Origin of the sequence: Ohtaekwangia kribbensis (assembly GCF_042676245.1) — a bacterium.
In the GTDB taxonomy this organism is placed as follows: Bacteria; Bacteroidota; Bacteroidia; order Cytophagales; family Cyclobacteriaceae; genus Ohtaekwangia; species Ohtaekwangia kribbensis.
Genome location: NZ_JBHTKA010000003.1, coordinates 439,129 through 457,734 on the forward strand (window position 1 = coordinate 439,129; position 18,606 = coordinate 457,734).

Genomic DNA, 18,606 nt, shown 5'->3' on the forward strand with positions numbered 1-18,606 from the left:
GTAGACAAAGCTAATTTTGAAAAGGCATTGAATTTAGGAAAAAATATTAAAAAAATTGCACGGGATGTATTAATAAATGAATCCTTAGCAATTCAGAAACTCACCAATTTTATTGATGACGATTTCGAAGCCTGTGTGAAAGAAATTTATTCTGCAAAAGGCCGCGTTGTCATAACAGGCGTTGGCAAAAGTGCTATCATCGCCAATAAAATTGTTGCTACGCTAAACTCCACTGGAACTCCATCTATTTTTATGCATGCTGCCGATGCTATACATGGCGACTTAGGCATGATACAAAAAGATGATATAGTTATTTGTATCTCTAAAAGTGGAAACACTCCGGAGATCAAAGTATTAGTTCCATTACTCAAACGCAGAGGATCAAAGCTTGTTGCTTTAGTTAGTAATACAAATTCATATTTAGCACAGCAAGCCGATTTCGTGTTAAATGCAACGATTGCAGAAGAAGCATGTCCACATAATCTTGCTCCTACAACCAGCACTACAGCACACCTTGCTTTAGGAGACGCATTAGCAGTAAGTTTATTGGAGATACGAGATTTTTCCAGTCGGGATTTTGCAGAATATCATCCGGGTGGCGCATTAGGCAAGCAACTATATCTAAAAGTATCAGACGTTTATACTCACAACGAGCTACCGCTTGTAAAAGCAAATACTCCACTCAAGGATGTTATATTGGAAATATCATCGAAACGTCTTGGTTGTACTGCCGTTATAGATGAAAACAAAAATCTATTGGGCATTATCACCGATGGAGATCTCAGACGCATGCTTGAAAAGAATACCAACCTCGCAGATATAAAGGCGACCGACATTATGACGCGCACTCCCAAAAGAATCGAAAAAGATGAATTTGCTGTCAAAGCCTTACATCAAATGCAAGAGAGTAATATTACCCAGTTGGCGGTAATGGATGGCGAACAGGTTGTCGGTTTTGTTCACTTGCATGACTTATTAAAGGAAGGAATTGTCTAATTTTTCAAAATTTTCTTTCATAAAATTCTGCTACTAACGTCTTTTGTAAAACGTCTTACGTCTAAAAACTCAATGAACAAAAACTTATATGTTGTACTCATGGCTGGAGGCGTAGGCGTACGCTTTTGGCCATACAGTCGTAACTCAAAACCCAAACAATTTCTGGATGTTTTAGGAACTGGAAAAACCCTACTTCAATCGACCTTCGATCGGTTCCTCCCAATCTGTCCTGTTGAAAACATTTATGTCGTTACACACGAAGAGCATGCCTCGCTCGTGCGTCAACAACTACCAGCGCTAAACGAAGAGCAAGTACTTACCGAGCCGATGCGAAAAAATACGGCTTGTTGTATTGCTTATGCGAGCTATAAAATTGCCCAGAAAAATTCTGAAGCGGTTATTGTAGTTACTCCTTCTGATCACCTCATCTTAAAAGAGCAGGAGTTTCTGGATGTGATCAAGAAAGCTGCAGACCAGGCAAAGAGTCAGGATAAATTAATGACGCTCGGTATAACGCCTACACGACCAGAAACCGGCTACGGGTATATACAGTATCATACTGACAAGACCTTTGCTAAAAAGGTAAAGACCTTCACGGAAAAACCTGAACTCTCGCTGGCGAAAAAATTTCTGGAGAGTGGAGACTTCGTGTGGAACTCGGGGATTTTTATATGGGGTGTTAAAGCAATTGTCGATGCATTCCATCAACACTTACCAGAGATGGCAGAGGTGTTTGACGAGATTGTAAAGCCAAAGCTTAATACCACAGGAGAAAAGGATGCTATACTCGCTGCATACTCGCAAAGTAAAAGTATATCCATCGACTATGGCGTCATGGAGAAAGCCTCCAATGTATATGTGTGCCTTGGTAATTTTACCTGGAGCGATCTCGGTTCATGGGGATCAATTCACGAGATCTCTGAAAAAGATGATAACAATAACGTACTCGCTGCGAATGCGCTTACGTACGAGACTCGTAACTCTATCATTAAAGGCTCACCTGATAAACTCATTGTTGTACAAGGATTGAACGGATACCTGATCGGTGAATTCGGTAACGTGGTAATTGTATGCGAGAAGGATAAAGAAGAGCAGTTCAGAAAATTTGTGAACGATGTAAAGACTCGCCCCAACGCGGCCGAGTTTATATAGTATATATCTTACCTCCCGCCTGGTTTGCAAAGTATAGCGGGAGGTATATTTTTTATCCGGCACCGGTCAGTAAATCCAGCAGTCGAAGCTGGTTGCGGGCGCGAATCAGATTTTGTTTTGGATACGTTGTTTGATAGTATATATCTCCGTTCAGAAAATCAGCCAACATACGCAGCGCCATAATATAGGTCATCATCTGACCTGAAAATTCAATTGAACTTTTTTCTTTGTCTGAAAGTATAGCGTTCATCTCGGAGAGGTATCCTTTCACGAGCGCATCGTAAATATTCTGCCGGACTTTTATTTTAGAAAGATCTTTTTCTTCTTCATCCACCGGACTCACAAAGGTGCGGATCATGTCGCCCAGATCATAAATGAAATAACCAGGCATGAGTGTATCGAGATCAATCACAACCACATCTTTACGTGTGGTGGCATCAAAGAGTATATTGTTGATCTTGGTATCGTTGTGCATGATGCGAAGTTTTAAATCTCCGCTCACGATCAATTGATCATATCGATTCACCAGGTATATATAGCGCTGACATGCTGCAATTGCATCTGCTGCTGCTTCTTTTCTGTCGGCAGCAGCATTTGCTAAAGCATCTTCAAATTGCTGGTATCGAAGTTTAAGATCATGAAAGCGATCGATGGTCGGTTCGAATAACGATGCTTCTACACCTTCCAGCATGCGGGTAAGTCGTGCGAAACCACTGGCAGCATTATAGGCTTCCGTTTCTGTTTCAACCTTATTTATAGTAATGGTGTTGGCTATATAAGGAAAGAGTCGCCAAGGGAATCCTTCGGCATCGTAGCTCATCTCTTTTCCGGAAGTTGTTTTTATACCGGAGAGAAATAAATAATCAGGATGGTGTTGTTTTATATAGTCGGCTGCAGCGCGAATGTTACCGGCTACTGTCTCGGGCTTTTTAAATACATTCCGGTTCAGTCGCTGCAGTATATATGACTTTGTACTGGTGAGCTTATACGTTTGATTGATGTACCCGGCATTGATTGGTTCTACATGGAACTGATCAATGCCGAGACCAAAGTCTTTCAGAATGTTATCCAATATCATGGTGTAAAATACAAAACTGAAGACTAAAGTAAGTCTTGTATTATACTACCACAACTTCTGCGGATAGTCGCCTTTATCAATCAATGATTTGATGCGTGCAGAAACTTCCTCCTTGTCTTCTTTGTACGTAACACCAAACCATATATTTCCGCCACCCAATACTTTAACTTTACCAATACCACGGTGGATCAGTTCATTTACGATAAGCGGTATATAGAATTCTGATTTCAGGTTTTGATGATGCTCTTTCAAAAAGTCTTCGAACATCGTTGACGCAAGTTTGAATACTTCCGGGTGAAATCCCCAGAAGTTCATCGATGTAGGAGCATTCGGGTCGAGCTCGCGATCAGCATCTTTTTCTTTCGAAATGATCTTGCCATTTTCTTTTACAATGGTAGTGCGCTCTACAACAGATTGAAGGTATCCGTCCTTGTCAGCTTCACCAACACCACGCGATACACTTCCGTGCTCTGATAATACTTTGCTTAAGGTAAAGCCCACCATAGCATGCGCACCGGTAGTATCGTTCTTGAAATAGTTGGCTACAGATTCAAATGCATCTTTACCATAAAAGTCATCTGCATTAATAGCGATGAACGGTTCAGAGATCACGTCTTTCGCACAAAGCAAAGCGTGTCCTGTTCCCCAGGGTTTAGTACGTTCCGCATTTTTATATTGAGCAGGAATAAGTTTGTCGATAGACTGCACAACGAACTCAACCTCTACTTTGCCCTGAAGTTTAGGCAAAAATTTTTCTTTTACTGTTTCGAGAATTTCATCACGAACGATGAACACAATTTTTGTGAAGCCTGCACGAACAGCGTCAAAAAGCGAGTAATCCATAATCGTTTCGCCATTTGGGCCAAATCCATCGATCTGTTTTATGCCTCCGTAGCGACTTCCGATGCCCGCGGCCATTACCAGCAGGGCTACTTTTTTTTGTGTGCGATTTGGTGTGTCCATTGTGTTTTAGTTTATTTCAGAATTATTAGACGGTGGTGTTTCCGCAAACACGTGCTCTGAAGCGGATTTATTGGTTTTAACGGAAGTTTATATTGTCTTCCTGGCAGAACAAAAAAATAGCATTCAAAAAACACCACGCGATTTTAAAAAATATCAGGGCGCAAAAATAAAAGTTTTAAGAGAAGATGTGTGCTTCAATGCACACTTATCCTATATAGAAGTTGAACCACCTAATACGTAAACCTTAAAAAGCCTATTATGACAAAGCAGAAGAATGAATACCTGGTGCCGATGATTATCATTGGAGCGTTGTTCTTTATTTTTGGGTTTGTAACCTGGGTAAACGGAACACTTATTCCTTACCTGAAGATTGCCTGCCAGCTCGAAAGTGATTTCCAATCTTATCTTGTAGCTACAGCTTTCTTTATAGCCTATACAGTAATGGCTATACCTTCATCTTTTGTGTTAAGTAAAACAGGTTATAAAAGAGGTATGGCATTAGGTTTAGCGATCATGGCCATTGGTGCAATTCTCTTCGTACCTGCCGCTCAATCGCGCAACTTCAATCTCTTTCTTGTAGGATTATTCATTATAGGCACCGGACTAGCTCTTTTACAAACTGCTTCAAACCCGTATGTTTCGATTATAGGCCCTATAGAAAGCGCTGCTACCCGCATCAGTATTATGGGTATATGTAATAAAGTAGCTGGTATACTTGCCGGACTTATCTTTGGATATATAGCATTGAATGATGCCGATGTACTTGAGAAGAGTTTACAGACAATGGATGCTGCAGCACGTGAAGCTAAACTTGATGAACTTGCCAGCCGTGTGATTGTTCCTTATATGATTATAGCAGGCGTACTGGTTGTGCTTGCTGTGGCTATATTATTCTCCGGCTTACCTGATATCAAAGATGACGGCGAAGACTCCGGCAGCCACGCTTCAGATGGGTCTAAAACCAGTGTATTTCAATTTCCACATTTGCTGCTTGGTGTGCTTGCCTTGTTCTTATATGTAGGCGTAGAAGTAATGGCAGGAGATACCATTATCAGCTATGGCAAATCGTTGGGGATTGAATTATCAACAGCTCGATACTTTACGCAGATAACACTCGCCTTTATGTTACTGGGATACGTTATTGGTATTATTACGATACCAAAATATATTTCACAGGCAGTGGCGTTGAAATTTTGTGCTATACTAGGCGTTGCATTCACTGTGCTGGCAGTTGTAACAACCGGATATACCTCTGTGGCGTTTATAGCCGCTCTCGGACTTGCCAATTCATTAATGTGGCCCGCTATATTTCCGCTGGCTATTGACAGGCTCGGACGCTTTACAAAAACAGGCTCTGCTCTGTTAGTAATGGCCATCGCTGGCGGTGCTATACTGCCGTTGGTATATGGTAAGTTTTCTGAGATCTGGAATTCGCAGCATGCATACTTACTAATGGTGCCGTGCTATCTTTATATACTATATTTTGCAACTAATGGCTATAAGGCCGGAAGAAAGGCATAGTAGAAGCCGACCAATCGTAAACAAAAGAGCATTCAAAACTGAATGCTCTTTTCATTTCAAGGCAGTTCTATCCTATCCTAATGCAAAGCCTCTTTCAAAAAATCATTCAGAGGCTTAGCAGACTTTAATGTCTCTACAACTGTCTTCATAAATTTCTTGTCTGTTACTTCACTGTCCTTAAACTCGTGCGTAACAACGAAGCTCTTCAGTTTTAGCCAGTCTGCGTACGCATGATCAGGCGCATATCCCTTCGGTGCTTTCTTCAACGCACCTTCATCCCAGAACTTAGAGAAATTACTTTTGAATTTCTTTTCATTGAATATCTTCTTCAGGTTATCACCGTTGTAGTCAATCTCCTGTCGCACTTTGGCAAGAATTTCCGGCTGCGGCTGAAACAAACCTATAGCAACAAAACTCTGGTTGCCGGGTTGTATCTGAAAATAGTATCCCGGTGTTCCCAATCCTTTACCTTCAGCAGACATCGCTGCTCCGAAATTATTTTTATAGGGACGTTTGTCTTTACTGAAGCGAACATCACGGTATATACGAAAGACTAATTTCTTCGGATCGAGTCCACCGAGCGAGTCATCAAACTTTATCATTTCGCCGAGCAGGTTGGCAACAACTTCGTCAAACGATTCCTTCGCTTCCAGGTATTTCGGTTTGTTCTTTTCAAACCATTCACGGTCGTTATTCTTCGCTAGGTCTTTGAGAAATTTCAGTATGAGGGGAAAATTCATATATAGCGTAGTGATTTAACGGTTAATATATAGTTTGCTATTCGAAAACTTCTACAATGGTTTCTAGTCCTATACCACGCGATGCTTTTACCAGGATAGTGGCATCGGTCAGTTTATCTTTTCTCAGTTGTTCCATCAATGCATCTTTGGTAGTGAAGTGCTTGGCTGATGGAACTTCTTCCAATGCTGTCTTGATCAGGTTACCACAGAAATATACTTCCTGTAATCCCTTTTCACGAACAAGCTTACCTAAGCTGCGATGCTCTTTTTCAGCCTCCTCTTCCAACTCAAACATATCGCCCAATATAACAACCTTGCGAGGTGCTTTCATAGCCGCTATATTTTCAATGGCTGCCTGCATGGAACTTGGGTTGGCATTATAGGCATCCAGTATAATCGTGTTAGTGCCTTTCGTTACCATCTGCGACCGCATGTTAGAAGGTATATATTCCGCTATAGCACGATTAGCATCAACACCATCAACACCAAAAAATTTACCGATGCACAACGCAGCGGCCATGTTCTCAAAATTATACGTGCCGATCAGATTCGTAGTTACGACTTCACCGTTCTCAGCCTTAAGCTTCACAAACGGATCAGCGCCAATCAGTTCGCAATGATAGTAATCACCTTTTGCCGGGTATAGCACGGGACTACTGAATCGCTTGGCCATATTTGCCAGTATAGCATTCTGCGAATTGATGAACACCGTTCCCTGCGTTGTGATAAGATGCTGGTACAATTCAGACTTCGCTCGAATTATATTTTCATATCCGCCAAATGTACCTATATGTGCTTTACCAATATTGGTGATAAAACCATGTGTTGGATTGGCGATTGAACACAGCAACGCAATCTCTCCTAAATGGTTCGCTCCCATCTCTACCACCGCCATCTCGTATGATGAATCGATAGAAAGTATAGTAAGCGGTACACCAATGTGGTTGTTCAGATTTCCTTTGGTAGCATAGGTCTTGAATTTTTTACTCAGCACCGTGCTCACCAGTTCCTTGCTGGTCGTTTTACCATTCGACCCGGTAAGTCCTACTACTGGTATTTTCAATTGATCGCGATGATGGCGCGCAAGCTTCTGCAAAGTTTCCAGAACATTGTCTGCAACTATACAGCGTTCATCAACTTTATAGGCTGCATCATCGATCACAACACAGCTGGCACCTTTCTCGAGTGCCTGCGCAGCAAACTCATTGGCATTAAAGCGATCGCCCCGCAAAGCAAAAAAGATTGAGCCCGGAGTGATCTGTCGTGTATCCGTTGATACCTTGCCCGACTTTAGAAATTTCGAATATAGCTCTCCAATATCCATCATCATTATACTGTCTTTTATTTCGCCCGGTGTTGTAAACTGCATAGGGATTGTGCACCGGAAAAAGTATCTTGGTGGCAAGATAACAGCCTCGCAGACCAGTACGTTATAGTAGGTAGAAAAATTATTTTGATGAGACCATTTTTATCCTGCCTCTTCCTCTGTATTTCACTGAGTGCTTACGCACAATTCACCTATGTACTGGATCAAAGTATTCCCGTTGAAACGGATAAAGGAACACTCAGCATGCCGTGGGCAGGAGGACTTAACACTGCGCAGTATAATACGATGGATCTGAATGAAGATGGTCATGACGATCTGGTACTCTTCGATCGCATGGCCAACAAGATCTATACTTTTCTGAACCAGGATAATAAATACAAATACACCCCGGAGTATGAATCGTTTTTCCCGAGTGATGTTGCTAATTGGTTGCTGTTACGCGACCTGAACTGCGATGGACGCAAAGATATTTTTACCGGCAACATACTTGGGATGAAAGTATATGATAACGTGACCGAGACAGGCGGAACACTAACGTGGAAGCATCATATATTTTACGATAACGGTGCCAAGAGTGATGTGCTGTTAACCAAGGGATTTTCAGATGAGAAGATTAACCTGCAACTTCAGTTTGATGACCTGCCCACCATCGTGGATGCTGATGGCGATGGAGACCTCGACATTTTCACGGTCCGCTTCGCTGGCAATGGCACAATTGAATATCATCAGAACCTGGGTATAGAAGATCACAACCGTTGTGATTCGCTTGACTTCAAAAGACTTACTATACAGTGGGGAGGTTTTACCGAATGTACCTGCGGCAATTTTGCGTTCAACAGTACAGAGTGTAGTACGGGTGGCCGTGTTGAACATGCCGGGGGAAAAAGCTTATTGATGCTGGATGTAACGCAGGATGGTGAGCTCGATGTACTGCTGTCTGAAGCTACCTGTACTCGGCTTTCTATGTTGCCGAATCAGGGAGATCTATTAAATCCGGTTATAAACTCCGATCAGAATTTTCCATCCACCAATACGAGTAATTTTCTTTATCCCGCTCCGTATTATGAAGATATAGATTTCGATGGACTGAAAGATCTCATCATTACACCCAATATATTTACCAAAACAGACTTGGGCACAAACCTCGCGAATTCAAATTGGACCTATAAGAACACCGGCACCAACGCGAGTCCTGTATTTGCATTTAATAAAGTAAATTTTCTGCAGGAACAAATGATCGATGTAGGCGATAACGCAGTGCCTGCCTTTGTTGACTTTGATGTAGATGGTGATTATGATCTCTTTATCAGTCAGAATACATCAGAGGTTACGGCTGCTACCATTCAGGTATATGAAAATACGGGAACGGCATCAACACCAAGTTTTAAATTGATTGAAGATAATTACCTAAACTTTACAACGCTTGCCCTATACAACCTAAAGATCCAATTTGTAGATATAACTGGCGATGGCAACCTGGATCTTGTATTTACCGCTACGGGTTTCTTCGATGGCATTACCCGGCTCAACTATATTCCGAACAAAGCTGCTGCCGGACTAAGCTTTTCTACTGCGGATATCCAGTCCGTTGACTTCAACCCGGCAACTACAACCGATCTTGCCTCCACTGAAAATATTCTGGTAACAGATGTAGATCTGGATGGTCGACTGGACTTGTTGCATGGCAGAAGCAACGGTGCTATATATTATTGGAAGAACTCTGGCAGCAACGCAGCACCGAGCTATTCACTGCAGAACAGTACATACCTCGGCATTGGCTCGAGTGTACTGCGACAGAATCTTGCATTCGCAGTTGGCGATTTAGATGGTGATGGATCGGCTGATTTGGTTATTGGCGATCAAACCGGAGAACTTCGTATCGTTGATAATTTCAGAAAAGTCAGTAATGCAGATGCTGCTATTAATAATATAGTGTGGAACCCGCTCAGCGAAACATACCAGTCTCGAAACTTCGGTGGCCGTGTGTGGCCAACCATTGTAAACCTGTATGGCACTGCCAAGCCGGCTATCGTTACGGGCAATGTAACGGGTGGGCTAACAGTTTTGCAGCATGACAACACTAATGAGTTACCGGGCGAACCCGTTATCTCAGTCTACCCGAATCCTGTGAACGATGATGTATTCGCAGTAACATCCGATCGATCTGTGTTCATGATGATATTCTCTGCTACCGGGCAACAACTCACACAACCGGTTTTAATTCAGGCTAACCAGGCGAGCCAGACTAATGTCGCCAGACTATCGGCAGGCCTGTATGTTCTTCGCTTCATCTGGAATGAGAAATCGTTCTCCAAGAAAATTGTAGTTCATTAATTCCTGTATTCCTCCATCTTTGCGCCCGCAAAAGCATGAGTCAGCAGACTAACAGACTGACTCATTAATCTATTAATCTAAAGAATGTAAATTATGAAGCATGCTTTTCTTTTCGACATGGATGGCGTAATTGTTGACAGCAATCCTTATCATAAAATAGCGCTGATACAATTTTGTAAAGAACACGGATATGATCTGGATGAGCAGCAGCTTCGCGAAAAGATATACGGCCGCACCAACCGCGACTGGATCATGAATATTTTCGGGAACATAGGCGATGAAAAGATCCGCCAGTATACAGAAGAGAAAGAAGCACTCTATCGCAAGCTGTACGACAACGATGTGAAACCGGTTGATGGACTGATCAGCTTCTTGGAAAAATCAGAGAAAGCTGGTATACCCCGTGCGGTTGCAACGTCTGCGCCACGTGCCAATGTTGATTTCTCGTTGTCAAAAACTCACACCGAACGATTCTTCCCAACCATCCTTGATGATTCGTTTGTGAGCAAGGGCAAGCCCGATCCGGAGATTTACTTAAAGTCAGCAGCCGCGTTGAGCTACAAGCCCGAGCACTGCATTGTGTTTGAAGATTCGCTTTCAGGAGTAGCAGCAGGTAAAGCTGCAGGATGCAAAGTGGTGGGCATTACCACCACCCATACGCGCGAAGAACTGCACCAGACGGACTTAATTATTGAGAATTTTGAGGGCCTTGACCCTGAAACCTTGATTTCCAGGCTTTTTTAAGAAAAGACTTTGGATTAATTTGAATTTGGCTTTGGATTATTGAACAGGTTTTACCGATATTTGCAATCCCTTTTTAGAAGGGGCTAAAATTGAGCTGATTATGGCACGAGTTTGTGAAATAACTGGAAAAAGACCTCAGGTTGGTAACAACGTATCGCACGCTAACAACAAAACGAAGCGTAGATTTTTACCGAATCTTCAGAAGAAGCGTTTCTTCATTCCTGAGGAGAACAAGTGGATCACTTTGAAAGTATCTACGAAAGCAATCAAGACCATCAATAAGAATGGTATAACGGCTGTATTGAAAGAAGCCAGAGCTAACGGAAATCTGGTACTATAGTAATACATCACGGAAAGTCGTTAATGGTTATAGGTTATCCGTACAGCCAGAGACGATTAACAAATAACGCGTTTAACGAATAACGTAAAAGACAATGGCAAAGAAAGGCAACAGGATTCAGGTGATCTTAGAGTGCACAGAGCATAAAACAAGCGGCCAGCCAGGCATGAGCCGTTACATCACCACCAAGAATCGTAAAAACACAACAGAAAGATTGGAACTGAAGAAGTACAATTCTATTCTGAAAAAAGTAACTGTTCACAAAGAAATTAAATAACCATGGCAAAGAAAGTAGTTGCTACGCTGAAGAAAGGTGACGGAAAAAGCTTTGCAAAAGTAATCCGTGCCATTAAGTCTGAAAAGACAGGTGCTTACACCTTCAAAGAAGAAATCGTTCCAGCTGATTTAGTAAAGGAAACACTTGCTAAAAAATAAGCTGGTTTAAAAAGCTACAAAAGTCCCTGATGAGGGACTTTTTTTTTGTCGTTTTGCGTCATTGAACTTGCAACCTGTCCGGCTGGTATTTACCTGATTATCGGATTTTGTTGATATTTGAACCTTGTCACTCAGAATATATTATGTTCGGACTTTTCTCAAAAGATAAAAAAGAATCACTCGACAAAGGCCTGGAGAAATCCAAGGAAAGTTTTTTTGGCAAACTCGGTAAAGCCCTTGTCGGCAAATCTACTGTTGATGATGAAGTACTGGACAATCTCGAAGAGATACTCGTATCTTCTGATGTAGGCGTTGAAACAACACTCAAAATTATAGCACGCATCCAGGATCGCGTGGCGCGTGACAAATACCTCGGTGCATCTGAACTTGATAGAATTCTGAAAGAAGAAGTTGCTGCACTACTGGCAGAAACCAATGCTAAAGAGATAGAAGAATTTGAGACACCTGCTGATAAAAAGCCTTACGTAATTATGGTAGTGGGTGTAAACGGAGTGGGTAAAACAACCACCATCGGTAAGCTCTCATCTCAATTCAAAAAGAAAGGCAAGAAAGTAGTTTTAGGTGCTGCCGATACATTCCGCGCTGCTGCGGTAGATCAATTGAAGTTGTGGGGCGAGCGTGTAGGGGTACCGGTAATTGCGAAAGGAATGAATACTGATCCGTCAGCTGTTGCATTTGATGCTGTACGTGCCGGAGCCGATCAAGGTGCAGATGTAATTATTATAGATACAGCCGGAAGGCTTCACACCAAAATCAACCTGATGGCCGAGCTTACCAAGATTAAACGTGTGATGCAGAAAGTTATACCGGATGCTCCTCACGAAGTATTGCTTGTACTCGATGGCAGCACCGGACAAAATGCTGTAATTCAAGCACGCGAATTTACCAAGGCTACAGAAGTTACTTCACTCGCCATTACCAAGCTGGACGGCACTGCCAAAGGTGGTGTTGTAATTGGCATATCAGACGAATTCAAAATACCGGTGAAATATATAGGCGTTGGCGAAAAAGTAGACGATCTCCAGGTGTTTGACAGAACCGAGTTTGTTGATTCGCTGTTCAAACGTGATTAACAACGGACTGGCTACTTCTTATCTTTCTCCGTTATAATCGCTGGACTTTTCCGTACTGGAATGCGGAAGAATAACTGATAGTTAAATCCCCACACTGATTCTTTATCCGTGCGGCCATAGCCGGGAACATCCGCAGGAACAAGTCTTCCGGTTTCATTGGTGCCAAGTCCGAACTTGAAGCGCGCGGTATATCCCATCCAGAAGAACTTCCACATCTTTACTTTTATGCCGGTGGTTAATTCAAACCAGTGTCCGTTGATATTGACGTTCCGCAAGTCTTCATTTAATGTGCCCCATACCGGGTCCTCAATACCTTCTACAACAAGATGCTCCGAAAAGGTAGCGTGTCCGTAGCGAGCTCCTATGAAGAACATATTTTTTTCGGGATCTTTCGTCAGAAAGTTTACATCAACACCTACCCTGAAGTAATTGCCGTTGTTATCATATATACCTTTATCGCTGGCATAATCTCTGGCCCAATAGCCATAGTCTACAGAGAGGTAGTATCGTCCGAAATCAACATCGCCATTAACTTCCCAGCCATTAAAGCTTTTGCTATAGTATGTTCGTGCTATCGAAAGTGCATCGGTTCCAATACGAACTCCGGTAGGTATATACCATTTACTCTTCGCGGTATCAGCTGGTGTTACGGCAGTAGTATCCTTCTGCGCCCATGCCAGCGAACTGCACAGCACCATTAGCAATATGTTAATCGACTTCAACGGCAATGTTTGTTACGGCTGGAAATTTAACATCATTTGTAGTGAGTACTTCTACATTGGCACTTGCATTCGTAGCAGTCGTCAGATCGGAATATATATTCTGAACACCACATCCTGGGAATAATGTATCGAAAGTTACCGTATAGTTTACGGCTATCGTTGTGACTACGGTAGTAGTATTCGTGGCAGTAGTATACTCCACCTGGAACACGGTGGTAGTTGCATCAGGATTCAGCGGAAGCTTGACCGTTGTAGTCGTATCGCCCGCATAAAGTACATCGTCAGAATAATTCATCGTTATACCTTTTATATATATCGCGCGGGTTGTGGTTGTATTAGGTCTTCTGAATACAACCTGCGTCAGATTCGTCTCCGGGCAGCGAAGTAACTTTACGTTTACAACCGCAGGATCCTGAATCGTACTCAGTGAGTCGCCATCGCTGTCAAGTGCAATCGCAGCTGTATCAAAGGTTGTTTGAGTTTTGTCGATATAAAGCGAATCGATAAACTTCTGCGTACCACATTGCTTGTAACGTTCTACGTTATGAATCTTATAGTTTACCACAAGCTTTCGCACGGTTTCCTTCAATCCAAAATCATCGGCAAAATCAAATGTATAGCTTGATTTCTCTGTATTCAGGTCCACCGGTAAATATAGTGTTGATGCAGTCTTGTCCACATAGAGCTTCTCACCACTAAAATCTGCTGTAATGCTGTTAAACTCTGTGCTGCGTGTAGTAGCCGATTGCGTAGTAGTTCCGGAGATATAGAGTTGCTGAAGTGAGAGTCCCATGGTAGTGATTTGCGGACACCGGTATACAGCAATGTTTGTCCCTCCGCTCTTCGTAGGCACATCACTTACAAGTCTGATCGAATCAAAAGAATGCTCGGTTACAGCAAGCCCCCCCAATATATAGCGAGATCCACAGTCTTCTGACACGTATTGCATCTGAGCATTATACGTAACGTTCAACGTGTCTTTGCTTCCGTCAGCCCGCGTAATAATAATATCGGTGTTGGTTGTTGTATAGTTCAGCGGCAACGAAACGCTGGTAGCCGTATCAGCATACACTACACTGGCACCCGACAGCACAATTTCAGTGGCCTTGAGCGTATCGGCACCACCGGAGCCCATTACATAAAAAGAAACTCCCAGATAATTATTATTAAGCTGAAAACAATCGGGGTCGTCCAGGCAAGAGGCAGCCAGAATAAGAAAAAAGATGAACCAGCCTGTTCTTTTCATAGATTTTTGCGGGCGTAAAGATACTTCAACGCCCCAAAGCCCAAATTCTGTGCCCATTTATTTTTAGTACTTTTGCATCTGGAATAGAGAAGTCACAGCCATAAACCGCTAATCTGCATCCAATTCAAACTTTCAATGCTGGCGCACCACGCTTTATTGAATATTGAATATTGAATTATTGGAATTGCGTTATTGTTTGTGACAGGAAACGAGGCAAGAGGTATCAACTGAAATGAAAACAAAGGGTAATAAGAAAACGAAGGTCAATATAGTTACACTGGGTTGCTCCAAAAATCTGGTGGACTCTGAAGTCTTATTGACGCAATTACGCGGTAACGGCATTGATGCCGTGCACGAATCAAATGAAGACGATGCCAGCGTTGTGGTGATTAACACCTGCGGATTTATTGATAATGCCAAGCAGGAATCCATCGATACGATTTTACGCTATGTAGATGCCAAAGAAGAAGGCATTGTAGATAAAGTTTATGTTACGGGCTGTCTCTCACAACGCTATAAAGACGACCTCGAAAAAGAAATACCGGATGTTGATGCCTGGTTCGGAACCCGCGACCTGTCGCGCATTCTGAAAGTATTCAAGGCTGATTATAAGCACGAGCTCGTAGGTGAGCGCATTCTCACGAACCCGAGTCATTATGCTTACCTGAAAATATCCGAAGGCTGTGATCGTCCTTGTTCGTTCTGTGCTATTCCTCTAATGCGTGGAGGACACATTTCACGCCCGATGGAAGAGCTGGTGCTTGAAGCAAAGAACCTCGCTAAAAACGGCACCAAAGAATTGTTGCTCATTGCTCAAGACTCAACTTATTACGGTCTTGATCTATATAAGAAAAGAAATCTTGCTGAACTTCTGCAGCGCCTGTCGGATGTAGAAGGTATTGACTGGATCCGCTTACACTATGCATTCCCTGCCGGTTTCCCGATGGATGCTCTGCAGGTAATGGCCGAACGTTCCAACATCTGCAAGTATATTGATATTCCGCTTCAGCATGGTTCAACCAACATGCTACAGATTATGCGCAGAGGTATAACGCGCGAAAAGACTGAGCAATTGCTTAACACCATTCGTGAGAAGGTTCCGGGTATTGCTATTCGTACTACCATGATCGCGGGTCACCCGGGAGAAACAGAAGCAGAATACCAGGAGATGCTGAGTTTCATTGAGCGATCACGATTCGATCGTCTGGGAGTATTTGCTTATTCACATGAAGAGAATACACATGCTTATTCCATGGCTGACGATGTGCCGGACGAAGTAAAGCAGCAACGTGTTGACGAGATCATGGAGTTACAACAAGGTATATCGCTTGAACTGAACCAGCAGAAGATCGGCAAAATCTATAAGACGCTGGTGGATCGTAAAGAAGGCGGTGCATTTATAGGACGAACCGAATTTGATTCACCGGAAGTTGATAACGAAGTGATTATTCACAGCCCTGACAACTACATTCGCATCGGCGATTTTGTGAATGTAAAAATCAAATCGGCTACCGAGTTTGATCTTAGCGGCAGCATTGTGCAATAGGCTTGTTACTTTGCTATAGTGCAACCTGTGGGAGTTATACTTTGCCGGCTTAAAGCTTTAACATATCATTAACAAAGTTTTGATGCTGGCTATGAAGGATTCACAACCTCGAGTCACATTTTCCTAAACTTAATACAGGAAATTGTCGTTATTCGGGTTGTGAATTCACGTACCACCAATCCGTGTTCTTAACGTATGCACCTGGAGCAGATTTCCTTCGCTGAAACGCGATCATTCAGTTCGTTTTTCCTTGACTACATCCAACAGAAAGAATCTCTTAAGCCATTCTACAGTCGCTTTCCGCAACTGGAAAATTTCAAAGGTCAGCTTGCCGATAAACAGAAGTCTTTCCCAATGGAGACACGCCATACGCTGGCAAAAGTTCTTCAGCAACAATATATAGCTGTCCAAAATATTCCGGCTGTTCAGCAGAACATCGAAGCATTGCAACAGCCTAATACATTTACCGTTGTAACCGGCCATCAGCTAAACATTTTTACAGGACCGCTATATTTCATTTACAAAATCGTTACGGTGATCAACACCTGTAAAAAGTTAAAGGCTTTATACCCCGACTATAATTTTGTTCCGGTCTACTGGATGGCTTCAGAAGATCATGATTATAATGAAATAAAATACTTCAGACTATACGGTAAGAAATATAGCTGGGGCACTAATCAAACAGGTGCTGTGGGAAGATTTTCAACGAAGGATCTTTTACCCTTGCTGAATGAAATCCCCGGAGATATATCAATCTTCCGTGAAGCTTATACAAAAGGTAAATCACTGAGTGATGCGGTACGGCAATATGTACATACACTCTTTGGTAAAGAAGGCCTTGTTGTAGTAGATGCCGATAACGTTGAATTGAAATCGATCTTCAAAGAGGTTATTCGTCAGGATATACTTGATAACACTACCAAGAAACTTGTAGACCAAACAAACAGCGCGCTCGAAAACGAAGGCTATAAAATACAGGTATTCTGTCGTGATATAAATTTCTTTTATCTCGATAAAGACCTGCGCAGCCGGATTGAAAAATCAGGAGATACTTACCAGGTTGTTGATACTGATATAACTTTCTCAGCAGGAGAAATAAAAAAACTTATTGACGAGTATCCTGAGCGATTCAGTCCTAATGTAATTCTACGACCACTATACCAGGAGATGATATTACCCAACCTCGCGTATGTGGGTGGTCCTTCAGAAGTAGTATACTGGCTTCAATTAAAAAGTGTATTCGAGCATTTCAACACACCATTCCCGATGCTTATGCCGCGCAATTTTGCCATGGTGATGGAACACACCGTTATGCGCAAGTTCGACAAGACAGGACTCGAGTTGAAAGATCTTTTCGAAGAAAAAAATTATCTCTTCAATCACTGGGTGCTGAAGCATTCACCACGTAACCTTACCGTTGGTGCAGAGCGAAAACAAGTGCTCGATCTTTTTGAAGAGCTGAAGAAAAGATCGGATGCCATTGATACGACACTAACAGCCTATATCGGTGCTGAAGGAAAGCGCGCACTGAATAGCCTTGAGAAAATAGAACGAAAATTACTGCGTGCCGAAAAACGCCTGCATACCGACAAGCTTAAACAAATAGAAGCTGTAAAAGATATACTCTTCCCCAACGGAAGCCTGCAGGAACGCACGGATAACTTCCTGAATTTCTACCAGCAGGACAAAGCGTTTATTGACAAGCTGATTGAAAAATTTGATCCGTTCGATTACCAGTTTAATATTCTTTCTTACAACAGTCAGCCGTAATTTGCTAACATGACAAAAGCGGAGCTGCGAAAAATATACCTGGCAAAACGAAAGTCTATTTCAGAGGCAGAGTACCTGCAGCTCAATCATCAGCTTTGTGAAAACTTTTTTGCGCTTGTTGATCTCTCGTTCATCAGGGTGCTGCACACCTTTATACCGATCGAAAAAAATCGGGAGCCTAACACCTGGCTCATCATCGATCGCATTCGCAGAGAGTTTCCGCATATACGATTATCCATCCCCAAGATAAATACCGAAACGGGTGGGCTCGAAAATTTCTTCCTTGAAGGCATGCATCAGCTCACACTCAATACCTGGGGAATACTCGAGCCAAAACAAGGTATACCTACAGAGCCGGAGAAGATTGATATGGTACTGGTGCCCATGCTTACCTTCGATATGAACGGCCAGCGGGTTGGCTATGGCAAAGGTTTTTATGATCGCTTTCTGGCAACGTGTAGACCTACCGTTAAGAGTGTGGGGCTTTCTCTCTACGAACCGGTAGAAATAATACAGGACATCGAAGATCACGATGTCCCCTTAACCTATTGTGTTACGCCTACACAAGCCTTCAGCTTTCAATCGTAAGCTATATATA

At 42.6% G+C, this 18,606-nt stretch carries 18 protein-coding genes; 12 read left to right on the forward strand and 6 right to left on the reverse strand.

Going from position 1 to position 18,606, the window contains the following annotated elements; all coding sequences use genetic code 11:
* The first annotated feature begins 27 nt into the window (after window positions 1-27).
* Together ACFQ21_RS12535 and ACFQ21_RS12540 are read left to right on the forward strand one after the other, a co-directional pair.
* Window positions 28-996, forward strand: coding sequence for a KpsF/GutQ family sugar-phosphate isomerase (locus tag ACFQ21_RS12535; RefSeq protein WP_377579659.1), 969 nt, complete (start codon window positions 28-30; stop codon window positions 994-996).
* Between the two features lie 72 nt (window positions 997-1,068).
* Window positions 1,069-2,148, forward strand: coding sequence for a mannose-1-phosphate guanylyltransferase (locus tag ACFQ21_RS12540; RefSeq protein WP_377579502.1), 1,080 nt, complete (start codon window positions 1,069-1,071; stop codon window positions 2,146-2,148).
* A gap of 52 nt (window positions 2,149-2,200) precedes the next feature.
* Here the strand turns inward: ACFQ21_RS12540 and ACFQ21_RS12545 are convergent, their stop codons facing one another.
* A complete protein-coding gene (locus ACFQ21_RS12545; protein ID WP_377579505.1) occupies window positions 2,201-3,226 on the reverse strand; it encodes a phosphotransferase enzyme family protein in 1,026 nt (341 codons plus the stop codon).
* Between the two features lie 45 nt (window positions 3,227-3,271).
* Complete coding sequence (locus ACFQ21_RS12550) at window positions 3,272-4,189, reverse strand: nucleotidyltransferase family protein (RefSeq protein WP_377579507.1); 918 nt, start codon at window positions 4,187-4,189, stop codon at window positions 3,272-3,274.
* 258 nt (window positions 4,190-4,447) lie between these two features.
* Here ACFQ21_RS12550 and ACFQ21_RS12555 point away from each other — a divergent pair, with 258 nt between their 5' ends.
* Window positions 4,448-5,710, forward strand: coding sequence for a sugar MFS transporter (locus ACFQ21_RS12555; RefSeq protein ID WP_377579509.1), 1,263 nt, complete (start codon window positions 4,448-4,450; stop codon window positions 5,708-5,710).
* 77 nt (window positions 5,711-5,787) lie between these two features.
* On the opposite strand, the gene ACFQ21_RS12560 is transcribed toward ACFQ21_RS12555, so the two are convergent.
* Window positions 5,788-6,450, reverse strand: a complete 663-nt coding sequence (locus ACFQ21_RS12560; protein ID WP_377579511.1) for a DUF2461 domain-containing protein — start codon at window positions 6,448-6,450, stop codon at window positions 5,788-5,790.
* A 37-nt stretch (window positions 6,451-6,487) separates the two neighbouring features.
* Complete coding sequence (locus ACFQ21_RS12565; RefSeq protein ID WP_377579513.1) at window positions 6,488-7,819, reverse strand: UDP-N-acetylmuramoyl-tripeptide--D-alanyl-D-alanine ligase; 1,332 nt, start codon at window positions 7,817-7,819, stop codon at window positions 6,488-6,490.
* An 87-nt stretch (window positions 7,820-7,906) separates the two neighbouring features.
* Here ACFQ21_RS12565 and ACFQ21_RS12570 point away from each other — a divergent pair, with 87 nt between their 5' ends.
* The 6 genes from ACFQ21_RS12570 (at window position 7,907) to ftsY (ending at window position 12,724) form a co-directional block, all read left to right on the forward strand.
* The gene (locus tag ACFQ21_RS12570; protein WP_377579515.1) at window positions 7,907-10,111 is read left to right on the forward strand and encodes a T9SS type A sorting domain-containing protein; all 2,205 of its coding nucleotides are present in this window, start codon (window positions 7,907-7,909) and stop codon (window positions 10,109-10,111) included.
* Window positions 10,112-10,204: 93 nt separating this feature from the next.
* The gene (locus ACFQ21_RS12575; protein ID WP_377579517.1) at window positions 10,205-10,855 is read left to right on the forward strand and encodes an HAD family hydrolase; all 651 of its coding nucleotides are present in this window, start codon (window positions 10,205-10,207) and stop codon (window positions 10,853-10,855) included.
* A 100-nt stretch (window positions 10,856-10,955) separates the two neighbouring features.
* A complete protein-coding gene (gene rpmB, locus ACFQ21_RS12580) occupies window positions 10,956-11,195 on the forward strand; it encodes a 50S ribosomal protein L28 (protein WP_377579519.1) in 240 nt (79 codons plus the stop codon).
* Between the two features lie 94 nt (window positions 11,196-11,289).
* Window positions 11,290-11,472: a 50S ribosomal protein L33 gene (gene rpmG / locus ACFQ21_RS12585; RefSeq protein WP_254082664.1), complete on the forward strand. Its 183-nt coding sequence runs from the start codon at window positions 11,290-11,292 to the stop codon at window positions 11,470-11,472.
* A 2-nt stretch (window positions 11,473-11,474) separates the two neighbouring features.
* On the forward strand, window positions 11,475-11,630 hold the full coding sequence (locus ACFQ21_RS12590) for a DUF4295 domain-containing protein (protein ID WP_377579521.1): 156 nt from the start codon (window positions 11,475-11,477) through the stop codon (window positions 11,628-11,630).
* Between the two features lie 143 nt (window positions 11,631-11,773).
* Window positions 11,774-12,724 carry a signal recognition particle-docking protein FtsY gene (gene ftsY / locus ACFQ21_RS12595; RefSeq protein WP_377579523.1) on the forward strand — a complete coding sequence of 317 codons (951 nt, stop codon included), beginning with the start codon at window positions 11,774-11,776 and terminating at the stop codon, window positions 12,722-12,724.
* 11 nt (window positions 12,725-12,735) lie between these two features.
* On the opposite strand, the gene ACFQ21_RS12600 is transcribed toward ftsY, so the two are convergent.
* A complete protein-coding gene (locus ACFQ21_RS12600; protein WP_377579525.1) occupies window positions 12,736-13,422 on the reverse strand; it encodes a DUF6048 family protein in 687 nt (228 codons plus the stop codon).
* Between the two features lie 10 nt (window positions 13,423-13,432).
* Window positions 13,433-14,692 carry a DUF6452 family protein gene (locus ACFQ21_RS12605; RefSeq protein ID WP_377579527.1) on the reverse strand — a complete coding sequence of 420 codons (1,260 nt, stop codon included), beginning with the start codon at window positions 14,690-14,692 and terminating at the stop codon, window positions 13,433-13,435.
* 232 nt (window positions 14,693-14,924) lie between these two features.
* Here ACFQ21_RS12605 and rimO point away from each other — a divergent pair, with 232 nt between their 5' ends.
* The 3 genes from rimO to ACFQ21_RS12620 all read left to right on the forward strand — a co-directional run bounded on the left by rimO (window position 14,925) and on the right by ACFQ21_RS12620 (window position 18,596).
* Window positions 14,925-16,238, forward strand: coding sequence for a 30S ribosomal protein S12 methylthiotransferase RimO (rimO, locus tag ACFQ21_RS12610; protein WP_377579529.1), 1,314 nt, complete (start codon window positions 14,925-14,927; stop codon window positions 16,236-16,238).
* A gap of 195 nt (window positions 16,239-16,433) precedes the next feature.
* Complete coding sequence (bshC, locus tag ACFQ21_RS12615; protein WP_377579531.1) at window positions 16,434-18,008, forward strand: bacillithiol biosynthesis cysteine-adding enzyme BshC; 1,575 nt, start codon at window positions 16,434-16,436, stop codon at window positions 18,006-18,008.
* Between the two features lie 9 nt (window positions 18,009-18,017).
* Entirely contained in the window at window positions 18,018-18,596 is a 579-nt protein-coding gene (locus ACFQ21_RS12620) for a 5-formyltetrahydrofolate cyclo-ligase (protein WP_377579533.1), read from the forward strand.
* The last annotated feature ends 10 nt before the right edge of the window (window positions 18,597-18,606 follow it).